The sequence below is a fragment of the Pantoea sp. Morm genome (assembly GCF_016643525.1).
GTDB classification, from domain to species: domain Bacteria; phylum Pseudomonadota; class Gammaproteobacteria; order Enterobacterales; family Enterobacteriaceae; genus Pantoea; species Pantoea dispersa.
Window position 1 is genome coordinate 1 of the sequence record NZ_VOQX01000050.1, and the last position, 16,044, is coordinate 16,044.

At 60.1% G+C, this 16,044-nt stretch carries 16 protein-coding genes; 9 read left to right on the forward strand and 7 right to left on the reverse strand.

What is annotated here, in order from left to right; translation table 11 throughout:
• On the forward strand, positions 1 to 263 hold a 263-nt coding region (locus FT726_RS16980; RefSeq protein WP_346303125.1), incomplete at its 5' end, for a glucose PTS transporter subunit EIIB.
• A gap of 188 nt (positions 264 to 451) precedes the next feature.
• Positions 452 to 1,348 (forward strand): LysR family transcriptional regulator, encoded by an 897-nt coding sequence (locus FT726_RS16985; RefSeq protein ID WP_058758655.1) that lies wholly within the window; start codon positions 452 to 454, stop codon positions 1,346 to 1,348.
• On the opposite strand, the gene FT726_RS16990 is transcribed toward FT726_RS16985, so the two are convergent.
• From FT726_RS16990 to sapA, 7 genes are all read right to left on the reverse strand, one after another.
• Positions 1,345 to 2,475 (reverse strand): oxidoreductase, encoded by a 1,131-nt coding sequence (locus FT726_RS16990; RefSeq protein ID WP_346303126.1) that lies wholly within the window; start codon positions 2,473 to 2,475, stop codon positions 1,345 to 1,347. The two genes, FT726_RS16985 and FT726_RS16990, sit on opposite strands and share 4 nt — an antisense overlap.
• Positions 2,476 to 2,668: 193 nt before the next feature.
• Positions 2,669 to 3,457, reverse strand: a complete 789-nt coding sequence (gene fabI / locus FT726_RS16995; protein WP_021505963.1) for an enoyl-ACP reductase FabI — start codon at positions 3,455 to 3,457, stop codon at positions 2,669 to 2,671.
• Positions 3,458 to 3,598: 141 nt separating this feature from the next.
• On the reverse strand, positions 3,599 to 4,402 hold the full coding sequence (gene sapF, locus FT726_RS17000; protein ID WP_058758607.1) for a putrescine export ABC transporter ATP-binding protein SapF: 804 nt from the start codon (positions 4,400 to 4,402) through the stop codon (positions 3,599 to 3,601).
• Positions 4,402 to 5,397 (reverse strand): putrescine export ABC transporter ATP-binding protein SapD, encoded by a 996-nt coding sequence (gene sapD, locus FT726_RS17005; RefSeq protein WP_021505966.1) that lies wholly within the window; start codon positions 5,395 to 5,397, stop codon positions 4,402 to 4,404. Before sapD ends, sapF begins: the two co-directional genes overlap by 1 nt.
• Positions 5,397 to 6,287, reverse strand: coding sequence for a putrescine export ABC transporter permease SapC (gene sapC / locus FT726_RS17010; protein WP_021505967.1), 891 nt, complete (start codon positions 6,285 to 6,287; stop codon positions 5,397 to 5,399). Before sapC ends, sapD begins: the two co-directional genes overlap by 1 nt.
• Complete coding sequence (gene sapB / locus FT726_RS17015) at positions 6,274 to 7,239, reverse strand: putrescine export ABC transporter permease SapB (protein WP_346303127.1); 966 nt, start codon at positions 7,237 to 7,239, stop codon at positions 6,274 to 6,276. The genes sapC and sapB overlap by 14 nt, the downstream gene beginning before the upstream one ends.
• A 2-nt stretch (positions 7,240 to 7,241) precedes the next feature.
• Positions 7,242 to 8,864 carry an ABC transporter substrate-binding protein SapA gene (gene sapA, locus FT726_RS17020; RefSeq protein ID WP_058758605.1) on the reverse strand — a complete coding sequence of 541 codons (1,623 nt, stop codon included), beginning with the start codon at positions 8,862 to 8,864 and terminating at the stop codon, positions 7,242 to 7,244.
• 387 nt (positions 8,865 to 9,251) lie between these two features.
• Here sapA and FT726_RS17025 point away from each other — a divergent pair, with 387 nt between their 5' ends.
• From FT726_RS17025 to pqqF, 7 genes are all read left to right on the forward strand, one after another.
• Positions 9,252 to 10,271, forward strand: coding sequence for a dipeptidase (locus FT726_RS17025; RefSeq protein ID WP_227746481.1), 1,020 nt, complete (start codon positions 9,252 to 9,254; stop codon positions 10,269 to 10,271).
• A 149-nt stretch (positions 10,272 to 10,420) separates the two neighbouring features.
• Positions 10,421 to 10,492, forward strand: coding sequence for a pyrroloquinoline quinone precursor peptide PqqA (gene pqqA / locus FT726_RS17030; RefSeq protein WP_010617686.1), 72 nt, complete (start codon positions 10,421 to 10,423; stop codon positions 10,490 to 10,492).
• Between the two features lie 55 nt (positions 10,493 to 10,547).
• Positions 10,548 to 11,474, forward strand: a complete 927-nt coding sequence (pqqB, locus tag FT726_RS17035; RefSeq protein WP_215800077.1) for a pyrroloquinoline quinone biosynthesis protein PqqB — start codon at positions 10,548 to 10,550, stop codon at positions 11,472 to 11,474.
• Positions 11,471 to 12,226: a pyrroloquinoline-quinone synthase PqqC gene (pqqC, locus tag FT726_RS17040; protein ID WP_021505974.1), complete on the forward strand. Its 756-nt coding sequence runs from the start codon at positions 11,471 to 11,473 to the stop codon at positions 12,224 to 12,226. Before pqqB ends, pqqC begins: the two co-directional genes overlap by 4 nt.
• A gap of 4 nt (positions 12,227 to 12,230) precedes the next feature.
• Positions 12,231 to 12,509 carry a pyrroloquinoline quinone biosynthesis peptide chaperone PqqD gene (pqqD, locus tag FT726_RS17045; protein ID WP_141495406.1) on the forward strand — a complete coding sequence of 93 codons (279 nt, stop codon included), beginning with the start codon at positions 12,231 to 12,233 and terminating at the stop codon, positions 12,507 to 12,509.
• Positions 12,496 to 13,638 carry a pyrroloquinoline quinone biosynthesis protein PqqE gene (gene pqqE, locus FT726_RS17050; RefSeq protein ID WP_058758602.1) on the forward strand — a complete coding sequence of 381 codons (1,143 nt, stop codon included), beginning with the start codon at positions 12,496 to 12,498 and terminating at the stop codon, positions 13,636 to 13,638. Before pqqD ends, pqqE begins: the two co-directional genes overlap by 14 nt.
• The gene (pqqF, locus tag FT726_RS17055) at positions 13,638 to 15,962 is read left to right on the forward strand and encodes a pyrroloquinoline quinone biosynthesis protein PqqF (RefSeq protein WP_346303128.1); all 2,325 of its coding nucleotides are present in this window, start codon (positions 13,638 to 13,640) and stop codon (positions 15,960 to 15,962) included. The genes pqqE and pqqF overlap by 1 nt, the downstream gene beginning before the upstream one ends.
• Positions 15,963 to 16,044: the final 82 nt, after the last annotated feature.

Consider the following 16,044-nt stretch of genomic DNA (forward strand, 5'->3'; position numbering starts at 1 on the left):
AACCGCAGCAGGTGGCGGCGGATGAACGCACCCGCGTGATCATCAGCGGGCTGGGCGGTGAGGCCAATATAGAGGACGTCGATTGCTGCTTCACTCGCCTGCGCGGGCGGGTCAAAGAGATGAAAGAAGTGGTGGATCAAACGCTGCTGTCGACCGGCGCTAACGGGGTTAATCGCGTCAGCGAGCACGATGTGCAGGTGATTTACGGGCCGCAGGTCGAGAAGATCGCCAATGAGGTGAAAAGTGCGCTCGGCGTCGCCTGATGCCGGGCGTTACCGTTAATCATGCGGGTCGCAACCGGTGGCGACCCGCCGCGTCTCCGTGCATGCATCACCCGCTATCCATCTGAGCAATCCGCCTGACAACGCAGAAATTTCTTCGCTGAGTGCGCGTTGGGGCGTGACGAGTTTTGCTACCATAACGCGATTAAAATTCGACGGCGGATAACAAAATCGACATCAAACAATTGATTTACCTGTGTAATCTGGAGCGCGAGCGCCATTTTGGCCGGGCGGCGGAGGCCAGTTTCGTCAGCCAGCCCACGCTATCGATGCGGCTTAAAAACCTTGAGCGCGAGCTGGGGCTGTCGCTGATCAATCGCAGCAACAACTTTGACGGCTTTACGCCGGAAGGGGAACGCGTGCTGACGTGGGCGCGCGAAATTGTTTCGGTGTATCAGGGACTGAAGCTGGAAGTGGAGTCGCTTAAGCACGGCGTCAACGGCACGCTGCGGCTGGGCGTAATGCCACAGTGCAGCGTGGCGCTGCCGGCGTTACTGAAAGCGGTGGAAGCGCGCTATCCACAGCTCGACTATCGCGTTTCTGCCATGAGCGCCGATCAACTGCTGGAAGCGCTTAACAGCCACACCGTGGACGGCGGTATCGGCTTTTTTGAGCTAACGTCACTGCGGGAACTGCATTTCCAGACCGCGCTGCTCAACGATCGCGGCGTCGAAGCGATTTTCCATCCCGATCATTTCCCGGCGCTGCTGCAGCATGAGCGGCTGTCGCTGCACACGCTGGCGAGCCAGCCGCTGTGCCTGGCCGAGCCCACGCGCTATTTTCGGCGTTACCTCGACGGACAGCTGCGTGAAACCGGCGTGCTGCCGCGGGTGATTGTGGAAAGCGCCTCGGTGATGCAGCTGATTCAGAGTGCGCAGGTTGGCCTGGGCGTCATGGTGTCGCCCTGTGGCCATCTGCTACCGGAAATGCTGCACCATCTGGCGCGCCGGCCAATTGATATCGCGCCGATGGGACGTCAGGCGGCGCTGGTGATTGCCGAGCCGGGCAGGGCGTCGCCGCTGTCACAGCACTTCTTTGACGAAGCACGCCGCCACCTGGCGGATTAGCGCGCTTCGCCCAGCGCCATCAGCAGTCGATCCTGCCAGCTGGCAAATGCCACCGCCTGCATCAGCGTGAACAGGCGCTCGCTGCCCCAGCCCGCGTTTAACAGCGGCTGCAGATGGGCAGCACTGAAGCGCTCCGGCAGCCGGGTAAGCTGGGCGCTTAGCGCGATTACCTGCTGCGTCAGGCTGTCATCGCTGGCCTGATCCACATCGTGCAGCAGACGCGTGCGCCAGCCGTTCGCCAGCTGCGCGAACTGGCGTCGGCAGCCCAGTACGCGCGCGCTGACTGCCTGCGCCAGTTGTTCTTCTTCCCCAGCATAAGCCTCAAGCCGCTGACGCAGCGTCGCCCAGCCATACAGCGCCTGGGCATCGTGCACCAGCAGCCAGACAGCGTCGTCGAGTCCGGCCATACCCTGACAAAAGGTCACCGCCGCCAGCTGGTCAGCGCTGGCATAGCGCAGCTCAACCGGCTTGATGGCATGCTGCCAGGCAGCAGCCTGACTGAACAGCGCCGCATCGGCGTCGGCTGGCGGCGTGACGCCAGGGATCCAGCGCACCGGCAAGCCCATCATCGCCTGAAGCGCGGCGACCACACGCGCCTGATAGCTGACGTAGCCTACTAGCTGGTTGAGCGTAACGATATCGGGTTCAGTCAGGCCTACCGCATCCAGCGCGCTGATGCTGCTGGCGGTAATCAGCTCCGGCTGCATCGCCAGCTGGCGCGCATACTGCGTGATTTGCGTCAGGCGATTATTGCTTTCGCGCGAAGAATCCGGTCCCGGCAGTGGATTAAGCCGCGCCGAGTAGTGATTGCACAGCCGCTGCACGCCAGCCACCTGCGCCACCGTGAGTGCGGTGCTGAGACGATCGTACAGCGTTAGTGTATGGGTCAGCGAGGTGCTGACCGCATCGGGCAGCAGGGTATGGCTCAGGTCACGTGCCGCCTGTAGCACTGGCTGAAAGTGCTGCAGCAGCGGCTGCAGGGCGCTGGCTTCCTGCTGCAGGCCGAGCAGAAAACGGTCATCAATATGAGCGGCTTCGGGAACCAGGGGAGCAGTAGCGGACGTATGCGGGCGAGTCTGGCTTTCATAAAACCAGTGGTCATGGCCGGGAGAACGGCGGTGTTCCATGGTCATTCCTTTCGCAAAAAACGGACTGAGTGCACAACGGGCAAATCTGAAAAGCGCATCGCCACTCAAGGGCTAGCTTATCGTCGCTGAACGGCTGTCCACGGCAAAAGAATGATGGGGAATAATTAATAGCGTGCGGCTATAAGGGGGGAGAGAAAATAAAAAGGGCGAGCACCTGGCTCGCCCGCAGAACTTATTTCAGTTCCAGCTCGTTCATTGCGGCAATGCTGAAGCCGCCATCGACGTGCACCACTTCACCGGTGATACCACCCGCCAGGTCTGAGCACAGGAAGGCCGCCGAATTACCCACGTCCTCGATGGTAACGGTACGACGAATCGGGGTTACCGCTTCGCAGTGTGCCAGCATCTTACGGAAATCTTTGATGCCTGATGCGGCCAGGGTACGGATTGGACCGGCAGACACGGCGTTAACACGCACGCCTTCCGGACCCATCGCGTTCGCCATGTAACGCACGTTGGCTTCCAGCGAAGCTTTCGCCAGACCCATCACGTTGTAGTTCGGGATAGCGCGCTCTGCACCCAGGTAAGAGAGGGTCAGCAGTGCTGCGTTCGGGTTCAGCATCGCGCGGCACTCTTTGGCCATCGCCACAAAGCTGTAGGCGCTGATGTCGTGCGCGATTTTGAAGCCTTCACGGGTAACGGCGTTCACGTAGTCGCCATCCAGCTGGTCGCCCGGGGCGAAGCCGATGGAGTGAACAAAGCCGTCAAATTTCGGCCAGGTTTTTGCCAGTTCAGTGAACAGGGCAGTGATGCTCTCGTCTTCTGCCACATCGCACGGCAGAACAATGTCTGAACCCAGTTCTTTAGCGAACTCTTCCACGCGACCTTTCAGTTTGTCGTTCTGGTAGGTGAAAGCCAGTTCTGCGCCCTGTTTGTGCATCGCCTGCGCAATACCGTAGGCGATGGAAAGTTTACTGGCAACGCCAGTAATCAGAATGCGCTTACCGGAAAGAAAACCCATAGCTGTAATCCTTATGGTCATTGTTGTTGGCGGTCGCGATGATTAAAAATTGTGCGACCGACGTTAATCGACGTGCGGATTCTAGCACGTCTGTATCAAATGGGGTAAATCGCACCGCGTTTTCCGCTACGGCTGTAGCACTCAACGCTCGCGCCGCCACGCCTCGGCGGTTAACGCTTCGCCAAAATGGCTGGCAATCAGCCGTTTGGTTAAGTCGTGCAGCGGCGAGGCCAGCACGTCAGCGGTGCCGCCGCGCTCCACCACTTCGCCCTGATGCATCACCAGCACCTGATCGCTGATGTGCTTCATCATGCCAAGATGCTGAGTAACATAAATATAGGCGATGCCGTGTTTCTCCTGCAGCTCCAGCATCAGGTTCACCAGCTGCGAACGCATGGTCATATCCAGCGAGGCGAGGGCTTCATCGGCGACAATCACCTTCGGCTGCAGAATCAGCGCGCGCGCCAGCGCCAGACGCTGCTTCTGGCCGGGGGCCAGCATGTGCGGATAGTAGCCGGCGTGGTCGCGCAGCAGACCGACCTGACGCAGCGTGGCAATGATGCGCTTTTCGCGTGCTTCATCATCAAGATCGGTATTCAGCCGCAGCGGAAAATCGAGGATCTGGCTGACGCGCTGGCGCGGATTGAGCGACGTCGACGGATCCTGAAAAATCATGCGAATCCGCTGGCTGCGGTAGCCGTAATCGCCATAAGAGAGCGGGTGATCGTCGATCAGCATCTCGCCTTCGCTTGGCGCCACCATGCCGCTCAGCATCTTCGCCAGCGTGGATTTGCCCGAACCGTTCTCGCCGATAATGGCCAGCGTCTGCTTTTCGCGCAGGGTAAAACTGACGTTTTTCACCGCTTCAACATGCTGGCGCCGGAACAGCCCGGTGCGGTAGCGGTAGGTTTTGCTCAGGTTACGCACTTCCAGCAGGGTTTCCATTATTGGCTCTCCATATTCAGCGGGAAGTGACAGGCATAAAGATGCGCTTTAGTGCCGCTCAGGCGCGGCGTTTCGATGCATTTACGCTGCGCGTAAGGGCAGCGCGGACCGAGACGGCAGCCAATCGGCAGATGTTCCAGCGACGGTATCGCGCCGGACAGCGTATTCAGGCGGCTTTTATGCGGCAGCGCGCGGCCAAAGTCGGGCATGGCGCGGATCAGCGCCTGCGTATACGGATGGTGCGGCGTTTCCATCAGATCGTCACTCTGCGCGGTTTCCACCGTTTGTCCGCAGTACATCACGTTGATGCGGTCCGCCCACTGACTCATGGTGCGCAGGTCATGGCTGATCAGCAAAATCGTGGTGTTGTTATTCTGATTGAGGCGGCTCAGCAGACGGAAAATCTGTGCCTGGGTGGTGGGCTCCATGGCATTGGTCGGCTCATCGGCAATCAACAGGCGCGGCTGATTGGCCAGCGCGATGGCGATCATCACCTTCTGACATTCGCCCTCGGTCAGCTCATACGGGAAGCTGCGCATAATGTCTTTGTGATCTTTAATGCCGACGCGGTGCAGCAGCTCAATGGCGCGCTCTTTGCGCCAGAACCACAGGCGCTGATACCAGCGGCCTTTAAAGGTCCAGCGTGGAATGGCCTGCATCAGCTGGCGGCCGACACTTTCAGAAGGATCGAGACAGGATTGCGGCTCCTGAAAAATCATCGACACGTTATGGCCAACGATGCGCCGCCGTTCGCGCGGCGACAGGCGCAGCAGATCGATATCATCGAACACCATGCGATCGGCGGTGACACGCCAGTTATCTTTGGTCACGCCGCAGATGGCTTTCGCCACCAGACTTTTCCCCGAGCCGGATTCGCCCACCAGGCCACGCACTTCGCCCTCGTTTAGCGTCAGATTGATGCGATCGACCGCTTTCACCGGACCTTCAGCGGTCATGAATTCAATGGTCAGATTTCGGATGTCCAGTAACGGCATTATTCCACTCCCGCAGCGACGGCGCGACGGATGCCATCGCCGAGCAGGTTAACAATCAATACGCTTACCATCAGCGCGGCACCCGGCAGCATTACCGTCCACGGCGCCACGTAAATCAGCTCCAGCGCGTCACCCAGCATCGCACCCCATTCGGGCGAGGGCAGCTGCGCGCCAAGGTCAAGAAAGCCGAGCGCGGCGATGTCGAGGATCGCCATCGACAGCGAGCGGGTAAATTCACTGACCAGCAGCGGCAGAACGTTTGGCAGCACCGCATTCCACAGAATATTCAGGTTGCGCGCGCCATCCAGCCGCAGCGCCACCACATACTCTTTTTCCATCTCGTCATGCACCGCCGTGTAGATTTCGCGCACCAGACGCGGGATCAGCGCCAGCAGTACCGCCAGCATTGCATGCTCCAGTCGCGGGCCAAGAAAGGCCACCACGATAATCGCCAGCAGCAGAGAGGGAATCGACAGCAGCGTATCCAGCACGTGATTCATCACCGCCGAGCGCAAACCGTGGGTAATCCCCGCCAGCACGCCCAGCAGCAGCGCGCAGATTGCTGCCAGCACCGTTACCAGCAGCGCAGAGCCAACCGTCGGCGCCACGCCGCTCAGTAAACGGCTTAGCACATCGCGCCCGAGATCGTCAGTGCCGAGAAAGAAGGAGACATCGCCGTAGCGCGACCACGACGGCGGCAACAGCTGATAGCCGAGAAACTGCTGGTCGATACCGTAAGGCGACAGCAGCCCGCCGAACAGGCAGAGAAACAGCAGGATGCCGAAGCCGTACAGGCCAATCATGGCGCTGGTATCGCGATAAAAGCGCTGCCAGCTGAGGCGAAACGCACTCGGCAGCCGCTTCTCGGCGTAGATGTTATCTGAGGGCATACCACTCCTTGTGTTTCAGCGGATTGAGCGCCGCACCGATAATATCCGACAGTACGTTGACCAGAATCACCAGCCCGCCAACCACCATCACGCCTGCGGAGATCGCCGCGTAATCCTGCTGACGGATGGCGTTAATCAGCCAGCGCCCCAGTCCGGGCCAGTTGAACACCACTTCGGTGATCATCGCCAGCGTCAGCATGGTGGAGAATTGCAGGCCAAGACGCGGGATCACCGGCGGCAGTGCGTTGTGCAACACGTGACGGCGAATCACGGTGAAGCGCGACAAGCCGCGCGTTGCCGCTGCCTTGACATAATTTTTATCCATCACGTCGCTGGTGCTGGTGCGCAGCAGGCGAATCACTTCAGTGGTCGGTGCCACGGCCAGCACGATCACCGGCAGAATCAGATGCGTCAGCGCGCTGACGAGCATCTCGTGCCGCCACGGTGAAGGGCTAAGCCAGGCGTCAATCAGGGCAAAACCAGTAATGTTCTGCACCGGATAGAGCAGGTCGAAACGGCCGGAAACCGGCAGCCAGCCGAGCGTCAGCGAAAACAGCAGGGTAAACAGCAGCGCCAGCCAGAACACTGGCATTGAGAAGCCGAGCAGCGCCAGCGCGCTGATGGCTTTATCCTGCCATTTATTGCGCATTACGCCAGCGCAGATGCCGAGCGGAATACCGACCAGCAGCGCCAGCATAAACGCCAGCACGCACAGTTCCAGCGTGGCGGGAAACACCTCGCGCAGCTGTATATCAATTGCCTGACCGTTAGTACTGGAAACGCCGAAATCAAACTGCAGCAGCCCTTTAAACCAGAACCACCAGGCATCGAACAGCGAGGCGCCTTCCAGCGGCGCGTTGGGCGTGAAATAGCTCAGGCTGAAACTCACCAGCGAGAGTAAGAACAGGGTGATGATCAACAACAGCAGGCGACGCAACAGATAGATGATCATGCTTACTCCTCGCCGTGCTCATCGCGGTAAACCCCGGCGAACGAGGCATTACCGAAGGGACTCAGCACCAGACCTTTAATATCGTGCCGGTAAGCCTGAAGGCGCAGCGACGACGCCAGCGGCAGCACCGGCAGCGCCTGCGCCAGCATCTGCTGGGCGCGATCGTAGCTGTCGATACGCGCCGACAACTGCTGCGACAGCAGCGCGCGCTGCAGCGCCTCATCAAACGCGGGCGAACACCAGTGCGCGTAATTGGTCTGCGAACGAATTGCCGCGCAGCTCAGCAACGGGCGGAAGAAACTGTCCGGATCGTTACTGTCGGTGGCCCAGCCGGTCAGGGTTAAATCGTGATTCATGGCCATCAGCTGTGCTTCCTGAAAACGTCCCTCGACCGGCGCGATGGTGACGCGCACGCCCACCTGCGCCAGATCCGCCTGCAACAGCTCGGCGGTTTTGAGCGGGCTGGGGTTCCACGACATCGAGGTGGTCGGCACCACCAGGCGCAGATGCAAATCCTCAATGCCCAGCGCTTTTAATGCCTCACGCGCTTTTGCCGGATTGTATTCCGTCACGCGCGCATCATTATCGTAGGCCCACGAGGCGCGCGGCAGAATCGAGGCTGCGGTTTCCGCCGTGCCGTAATAAATCGACTCCATCAGCCGCTCGTTATTGATCGCCAGCGCCAGCGCGTGGCGCACTTCCGGACGGTCGAGCGGCGGTTTGCGGGTGTTAAACGCCAGATAGGCGATGTTCATGCCCGGACGCAGCGTCATGCGCAGGCGCGGATCGTCGCGCAGAATCGACAGCTGGCTGGCGGCCGGGTAGGCCAGTACGTCACACTCGCCGGTCAGCAATTTCGACAGGCGACCAGTGCCGCCCACGCCGAGGTCGATCACCACCTGTTGCAGACGCGGTACGCCTTTCCAGTAGTGCGGATTGCGCGCCAGACGCAGATATTGCCCGGTGCGGTACTCACTCAGCTGGAACGGGCCGGTGCCCACCGGCTGGCGATCCAGCTGTTCCTGCTGGCCTGCCGCGCTCAGCTGGCTGGCGTACTCCTGTGACAGCACCGGCGCGTAGTGGGTGGCGATATGCCACAGGAACGAAGCGTCCGGGCTGTTGAGGCGGATCTCCACCGTGTCGTTATCCAGCTTCTTCACGCTCTGCACCGAGTCGGCAAACTGCAGGCTGTCGAAGTAGGGATAACTGCCGCCGTTGACGTTATGCCACGGATGCTGGCGATCAAACATGCGGGCAAAGCTAAAGACCACATCGTCGGCGTTCATTTTGCGCGTCGGCGTAAACCAGTTGGTGTGCTGGAACGAAACATCTTTGCGTAAGTGGAAGCGGTAAGTCGCGCCGTTATCGCGCACTTCCCAGCTCTGCGCCAGATCGGGGATCAGACGATAGGTATAAGGGTCGACGTCGAGCAGGCGGTCATACAACTGTGCCGCCAGCGTATCGACCACCAGCCCGCTGCTGACCATCTGCGGGTTGAAGGTGTTAACCGTGCCGTTCACGCAATAGACAAAGCCGCTGTGGCGGATAGAGTCCGCGGGCGCGGCGAGCGCAGAGGCACTCAGGACGCTGAGACCAAGCAGCAGCGCGGGGAATAATTTTGGCATAGAACTCAACGATTCTCGGGCAATAGCGAGAGTGTATCGCAAAGCACGCGCACTCCCCAAATCCGCCGCGCATCTGCGCTTTTTTTACCCAGCGGGCGACGGGGGTAAGCACAACCTTAGTGTGGAAATGAGAAAAATTCTCAATTAGAGCTTTACAGGTGATAATAGGAATGATTATTATTCTTCTGCGCTTCGACGGTGGCTCTACCGAAGAAGAGCACGACATTGCTCACATTGCTTCCAGTATTACGTTGCCCGCACCTCGTGTTGCGGGCTTTTTTTTGTGCTGGCCAGACTGAACACACGCTTTGTGCGCCGGTATTTGGCGAACCTGCGCGACACGCGTAGCATAACGCCATGAATTCCCGGGCGGATAACCCAATGTTAATCAAAACCTTTGATGGTCATAATGACCTGTTGCTCAACCTGTGGTTGCATCATCGCGACGATCCAGCCGCCGCCTTCTTTACCGGTATCGAAAAAGGACACCTCGATTTTCCGCGCATGCAGCAGGGCGGCTTTGCCGGCGGATTGTTTGCGCTGTTTGTGCCACCGCAGCGCTACGTCAGCGAAAAGGCGCCGCAGCTGGCCAGTGAAGCCTGGCAGCCGCTGGAGATCCTGTGGCAGCAGCTGGAGATTCTGAAAACGCTGGTTGCCCGTTCTGACGGCCGGGCGCGCCTCTGCCTCAGCACCGCCGATATCGCCGCCTGCCGGCGCGATGGCATACTGGCAATGGTGGCGCACATTGAGGGCGCGGACGGTTTTGACGGCGACGGCGCCGATCTTGCCGCCTTCTGGCAGGCGGGCGTGCGTAGCATCGGTCCGTTCTGGAATCTGGAAAATCGCTTTGGCGCTGGCGTCACCGGCGCATTTCCCGGTTCGCCGGATAGCGGTCCGGGGCTGACTGCCGACGGCGAGCGTCTAATCGCGCTGGCGAATCAGCAGCGCATGATGATCGACGTGTCGCACATGAATGAAAAAGCGTTCTGGGACACGGCCCGGCTCTCATCCGCGCCGCTGGTCGCCAGTCACTCGAATGCGCACGCGCTGTGCGCGCAGCCGCGCAACCTTACCGACGACCAACTGCGGGCGATTCGCGATAGCGGTGGCGTGGTCGGCATTAATTTCGGCAACGCCTTTCTGCGCGCCGACGGTAAGCGCGACGATGATGGCGGCTTGATCGAAATTGTTAAACACTGTGAGCATCTGATGACTATTATGGGAAGCGATCACGTCGCGCTGGGGTCGGATTTTGACGGCATCAGCGTGCCCGCAGAGCTTAAAGATGTCACCGGTTTGCCGCGGCTGTATGCGCTGATGCGCAGTCTCAACTATGATCAGGCATTGCTGGAACAACTTGCCTGGGGCAACTGGCAGCGGGTATTGCACCAAATCTGGCAGGCCTAAGTGTATTTCCTTACGCAATCAGGGTTGATCTGCTCGCTACATTGGCGCAACATCGCCCCGCGTTATCCATTGCTGGCGGAAGCCTTGTTTCTGCCGCAATGTTTTTAGCAGAGCCTGCTCTGCGTTTTAAGACTATGAGGAAGAATATTATGTGGAAAAAACCTGAGTTTGTTGACCTGCGTCTGGGCCTGGAAGTAACGCTGTACATCTCCAACCGTTAAGACGTCCTGCCCGCCGTTCGTGCGGGCATTTTCTTTTCCTGCTTCGGTCCTTCACATGTTTATTAAAGTCCTCGGTTCGGCGGCTGGCGGTGGCTTTCCGCAGTGGAACTGTAACTGCGCCAACTGCAGCGGGCTGCGTAACGGCACGCTCCAGGCGCAGGCGCGCACCCAATCCTCAATCATTGTCAGCGATAACGGTACCGACTGGGTGCTGTGCAACGCTTCGCCGGACATCAGCCAGCAAATCGCCCGCACACCGGAACTGGTGAAACACGGCGAGCTGCGCGGAACGGCGATTGGCAGCATTATTTTGACCGACAGCCAGATCGACCACACCACCGGTCTGCTGAGCCTGCGTGAGGGCTGCCCGCATCAGGTATGGTGCACGCCGGAAGTGCATGCCGACCTCACCAGCGGCTTCCCGATTTTTACGATGCTGCAGCACTGGAACGGCGGCCTGCAGCATCGCGCGCTCACGCCGCTTGAGCCGTTTCGCGTTGGCGTCTGCGCCAGCCTGCAATTCACCGCCATTCCGATTCTCAGCAATGCGCCACCGTATTCGCCGTATCGCGATCGTCCGCTGCCGGGACATAACGTGGCGCTGTTTATCGAAAACACCGCCAGCGGGCAGACGCTGCTGTATGCGCCAGGCCTCGGCGAACCGGATGCGGTGATTATGCCTTGGCTGCAAAAAGCCGACTGCCTGCTGATCGACGGCACCGTGTGGCAGGATGATGAGCTGCTGACCACGGGCGTCGGCAAAAATACCGGCAAAGCCATGGGCCATCTGGCGCTGGCGGAAGAGCAGGGGCTGATGGCGCTGCTGGCCGCGCTGCCGGCCAGACGCAAAATTCTGATTCACATTAACAACACCAATCCGATCCTCAACGAGCATTCGCCGCAGCGCCAGTTCCTGACGCAGCAGGGCATTGAAGTGAGCTGGGACGGCATGGCGATTCATTTGCAGGAGTCCGCATCGTGATCATTACCGAGGCGTTGTCACCCGAAGCCTTTGAACAGGCGCTGCGTGCCAAAGGCGCGTATTACCATATTCATCATCCTTACCATATCGCGATGCACAACGGTGCCGCGACGCGCGAGCAGATTCAGGGCTGGGTGGCGAACCGTTTTTACTATCAGACCAATATTCCGCTGAAAGATGCGGCGATCATGGCCAACTGTCCGGATCCGGCAACGCGCCGTAAATGGGTACAGCGTATCCTCGATCACGACGGCCGTAACGGTGAGGAAGGCGGCATTGAAGCCTGGCTGCAGCTGGGAGAAGCGGTCGGTCTCGACCGCAAAGTCTTGCTGTCAGAGAAGCTGGTGTTGCCGGGCGTACGGTTTGCCGTTGATGCCTATGTCAACTTTGCGCGTCGCGCCAACTGGCAGGAAGCAGCGTGCAGCTCGCTCACCGAGCTGTTTGCCCCGCAGATTCATCAGTCGCGCCTCGACAGCTGGCCGCAGCACTATCCGTGGATCAAAGAGGAAGGCTATTTCTACTTCCGCAGCCGCCTGAGCCAGGCGAACCGCGATGTCGAACATGGCCTGGCGCTGGCGCTGGAAGTCTTTACCAGCGCTGAGCAGCAGAACCGTATGCTGGAGATCCTGCAGTTTAAACTCGACATTCTCTGGACCATGCTGGATGCCATGACCATGGCATACGCGCTGCAGCGTCCGCCGTACCACACGGTGACCGATCAGGTCGCCTGGCACAGTACAAGACTGGTGTAATCACATGAAAGAGACTCTGATTCCGGCGTTTCGCCGCGGCTATCGTCTGCAGTGGGAAGCCGCGCAGGACAGCCACGTGGTGCTTTACCCGGAAGGGATGGCGAAGCTGAATGAAACCGCTGCCGCCATTCTGGAACTGGTGACCGGCAAGCAGGATGTGGCGACCATTATCGCCACGCTCAATGCGCGTTTTCCGGAGGCGGGCGGCGTCGATGATGACGTCAAAGACTTCCTCCAATCGGCCATTGAACAGAAGTGGATCCAGTGTCGTGAACCCGAATAAACCTGGCGTGAATGCGCCGCTGTGGCTGCTTGCGGAGCTGACTTATCGCTGCCCGCTGCAGTGCCCTTACTGCTCGAACCCGCTGGATTTTTCGCAGCAGGAACAAGAGCTGAGCACCGAACAGTGGATCGAGGTGTTCCGTCAGGCTCGCGCCATGGGCAGCGTGCAGCTGGGCTTTTCCGGTGGTGAACCGCTGACGCGCAAAGATCTGCCGGAGCTGATTCGCGCCGCGCGCGATCTGGGCTTTTACACCAACCTGATCACCTCCGGCATTGGCCTGACGGAGAAAAAGCTCGACGCCTTCGCCGACGCCGGGCTGGATCACATCCAGATCAGTTTCCAGGCGAGTGATGAAACGCTGAACGCCGCGCTGGCCGGTTCGCAGAAGGCGTTTCAGCAGAAGCTGGCGATGGCAAAAGCGGTGAAAAAGCACGGCTACCCGATGGTGCTGAACTTCGTGCTGCACCGCCATAACATCGACCAGATCGATAAAATCATCGATCTGTGTATCGAGCTGGAGGCGGACGATGTCGAACTGGCCACCTGTCAGTTCTACGGTTGGGCGCATCTTAACCGTCAGGGATTACTGCCAACGCGCGAGCAGATTGCCCGCGCCGAAGCGGTGGTTGCGCGCTACCGTGAGCGCATGGGCAGCAGCGGCAATCTCACCAATCTGTTGTTCGTCACGCCGGATTACTACGAAGAGCGGCCCAAACCCTGTATGGGCGGTTGGGGATCGATATTTCTCAGCGTGACGCCGGAAGGTACGGCGTTACCCTGTCACAGCGCTCGCCAGCTGCCGGTGCAGTTCCCCTCAGTGCTGGAGCAGAGCCTGGAGGATATCTGGTACAACTCGTTTGGCTTCAATCGCTATCGCGGCTTCGACTGGATGCCAGAACCGTGCCGCTCATGCGATGAGAAAGAGAAAGATTTCGGCGGTTGCCGCTGCCAGGCATACATGCTGACCGGCGATGCCGATAACACCGACCCGGTGTGCAGCAAGTCGCCGCATCACGGAAAAATTCTTGAGGCACGCCGCGAAGCCAGCTGCAGCGATATCAAAATCGCCCAGCTGCAGTTCCGCAACCGCAGCAATTCTGAGCTGATTTTCAAACAGCGGGTCACCTGATGTGCGAACGCAGCCTGATGCTGGCCAACGGTCTGCGCTGTCATCTGTCGCACCAGCCCGACGCGCGGGAAAGCGCGGCGCTGGTGCGCGTCGGCGCAGGCAGCCTGCACGAACCCGATCGCTGGCCCGGCCTGGCGCATCTGCTGGAACATCTGCTGTTTTGCGGCAGCGCGGGCTTTACCGGCGATGAGCGCCTGATGCCGTGGCTGCAGCAGCAGGGTGGTCAGGTGAATGCCACCACGCAACTCAGCCGCAGTGCCTGGTTCTTCCAGCTGCCGGCGCTGGCGCTGGCGGCGGGCGTGGCAAGGCTGGCAGATATGCTGGCTGCGCCCTTGCTGACCGGTACGGCGATTACGCAGGAAGCGGCGGTCATTGAGGCAGAATATCAGCTGCTGCGGCATCATGCCGAGACGCTGAGTGAAGCAGCGCTGCTCGACGCGGCCGGTGGCGCACTGCGCCGCTTTCGCGTCGGGAGTGCAGCGTGTTTTAGTGACAACGTAACGGAGCTGCAGCAGGCGCTGCGGCTGTTTCATCAGCAGCATTTTGTCGCCGCCAACCAGCAGCTGTGGCTGAGCGGACCGCAATCGCTGGATGAATTACAGCAGCTGGCCGAGGCGTTTGCTGTTCGCCAGCCAGGCGGTGCGGCGTACTCCTTATTGCCAGCCATTTCCTTGCCGGAGCCAGTTGAAACGGTCATCCAGCTTCCCGATGAAGAGTCATTCTGGCTTAGCCTGTTTATCACCGGCGAAGAGAACGCTTTGCGTGACAATGTCACATTGCTGGAGGCTTTCTGGCAGGATGAAGCCCCTGGCAGCCTGATGGCGCAGCTGCGCAGCGAGCAATTGTGCGCATCGCTGCAGTGTGAATGGCTGTGGCAGAATGCCGATCATAGCTGGCTGGCGTTGCGCTTCAGTGCACCAGCGCTGTCAGCGTCGGCGGCAAGACGCATTGAACAGCTCTTCTGGCAGCATCTGCGTGCGGTGCGCGCCGCCACGCCAGCGCAACATCGCCACTATTTGCAACTGGCACAGCAGGATTTCGCTGCGCTGTCGCCGCTGACGCAGCTGCGCGGACGGGCGCTGGGATCGGCGCCGTCAGCTGACGTTCCCGCAGATTTCACCGGTTTCATCGTCGCGCTGCCACAGGCCTCTTGCACGCGGCTGCTGACGCAGCGACAGCTGTCCGCCGTGCCTTATACCACGCAGGGATTCTGCCTGCAGCGCGCACCATGGCTACAGACCGCGGCTGGCCCGGTTGCGCCGGTTAACTGGTCATTTTATTCGTGCGCTGACGTCCTGCATTTGCCGGAACTCCCGGTAAATTGCGCGCCGTTGCTGCGCGCAAATCCGGTGCAGCCGTGGGAAACGCTGCTGGTGCGCCCGGCGTTTTATCACACCCTGAGTGACGAGGCGGCCCTAAGCTGGCAGCAGCAGCTGCGCCCACGGCTGGCTGCGCTGCGCCATGCCGGTGGCAGCGGACGCTGGCAACAGCAGCAGGGCGTCTGGCAACTGGTGATTGATCTGCCTGACAATGCAAAGCCCGCGCTGCAACAGCTGCCTGGCGTGCTGGCGGCGCTGAATGCGCCGGTGCAGCCGCAACCGCACCGTGCTGCACAAAGTATTGTGATTCGTCAGTTGCTGGAAGCACTACCGCAGCAGCTGCTGGCCCCGGCTGCGCATCCTGCATGGCAGGCCGCCTGGTGCGGCCACAGCGAAAGCGTCAGTCAGCACGCCGCGCACGGGCTGAGCGAGGTGGTTCAGACGCAGCCTGCGCCGGCGTGCGCGGCGGCGCTGCAGCACGGCGTCAGCGCGCTGCGCTGTGCGGCGAACGATCAGGCCTTGTTGCTGTTTATTCCGCTGCCCGCTGCCGATGATGCCAGCCTCGCGGCGCTGCGTGCGCTGGCGCTGATGTTTGAACCACGCTTCTTTCAGCGCCTGCGGGTTGAGCAACAGATTGGCTATGTGGTGTCAGCGCGCTACCAGCGCGTGGCGGATGTGGATGGACTGCAGCTGGCGCTGCAATCACCGTCCATTGGCTGGCGCACGCTGCTGCAACACTGCAAAGCGTTTTTGCGCGACATGGTGAGTGAACTCGCCGCCATCAACGATGAAACGCTGCAGAGCTGGCAGGCGACGCTACTGGCGCAGTGCCAGCCATACCAGAACGCCGACGCCGCCAGTGAGGCACTGCGAAAACAGCAGGGACTGCCGGTGCTTACGCCAGAAGCGGTCGCCGCGCTCACGTTACCCCAGCTGCAGCGGGTGCATCAGCGCCTGCTGCGCGAACGCCGCCGCTGGCGCTTGCTGATTAATCAACGTAAATAATTTCTCCCTCTCTGCAGTCAGCACGATCCCGCTGGCATAAAGACAAAAGTTTACACAGCAGGGGTTGGTGTTTCTGCTGCTT

Excerpts from the sequence above, each read along its gene's own strand:
- FT726_RS16990 (WP_346303126.1), bottom strand. The coding sequence starts at position 2,475 with ATGGAACACCGCCGTTCTCCCGGCCATGACCACTGGTTTTATGAAAGC.
- fabI (WP_021505963.1), bottom strand. The coding sequence starts at position 3,457 with ATGGGTTTTCTTTCCGGTAAGCGCATTCTGATTACTGGCGTTGCCAGT.
- sapF (WP_058758607.1), bottom strand. The coding sequence starts at position 4,402 with ATGGAAACCCTGCTGGAAGTGCGTAACCTGAGCAAAACCTACCGCTAC.
- sapD (WP_021505966.1), bottom strand. The coding sequence starts at position 5,397 with ATGCCGTTACTGGACATCCGAAATCTGACCATTGAATTCATGACCGCT.
- sapC (WP_021505967.1), bottom strand. The coding sequence starts at position 6,287 with ATGCCCTCAGATAACATCTACGCCGAGAAGCGGCTGCCGAGTGCGTTT.
- sapB (WP_346303127.1), bottom strand. The coding sequence starts at position 7,239 with ATGATCATCTATCTGTTGCGTCGCCTGCTGTTGTTGATCATCACCCTG.
- sapA (WP_058758605.1), bottom strand. The coding sequence starts at position 8,864 with ATGCCAAAATTATTCCCCGCGCTGCTGCTTGGTCTCAGCGTCCTGAGT.
- pqqB (WP_215800077.1), top strand. The coding sequence starts at position 10,548 with ATGTTTATTAAAGTCCTCGGTTCGGCGGCTGGCGGTGGCTTTCCGCAG.
- pqqD (WP_141495406.1), top strand. The coding sequence starts at position 12,231 with ATGAAAGAGACTCTGATTCCGGCGTTTCGCCGCGGCTATCGTCTGCAG.
- pqqF (WP_346303128.1), top strand. The coding sequence starts at position 13,638 with ATGTGCGAACGCAGCCTGATGCTGGCCAACGGTCTGCGCTGTCATCTG.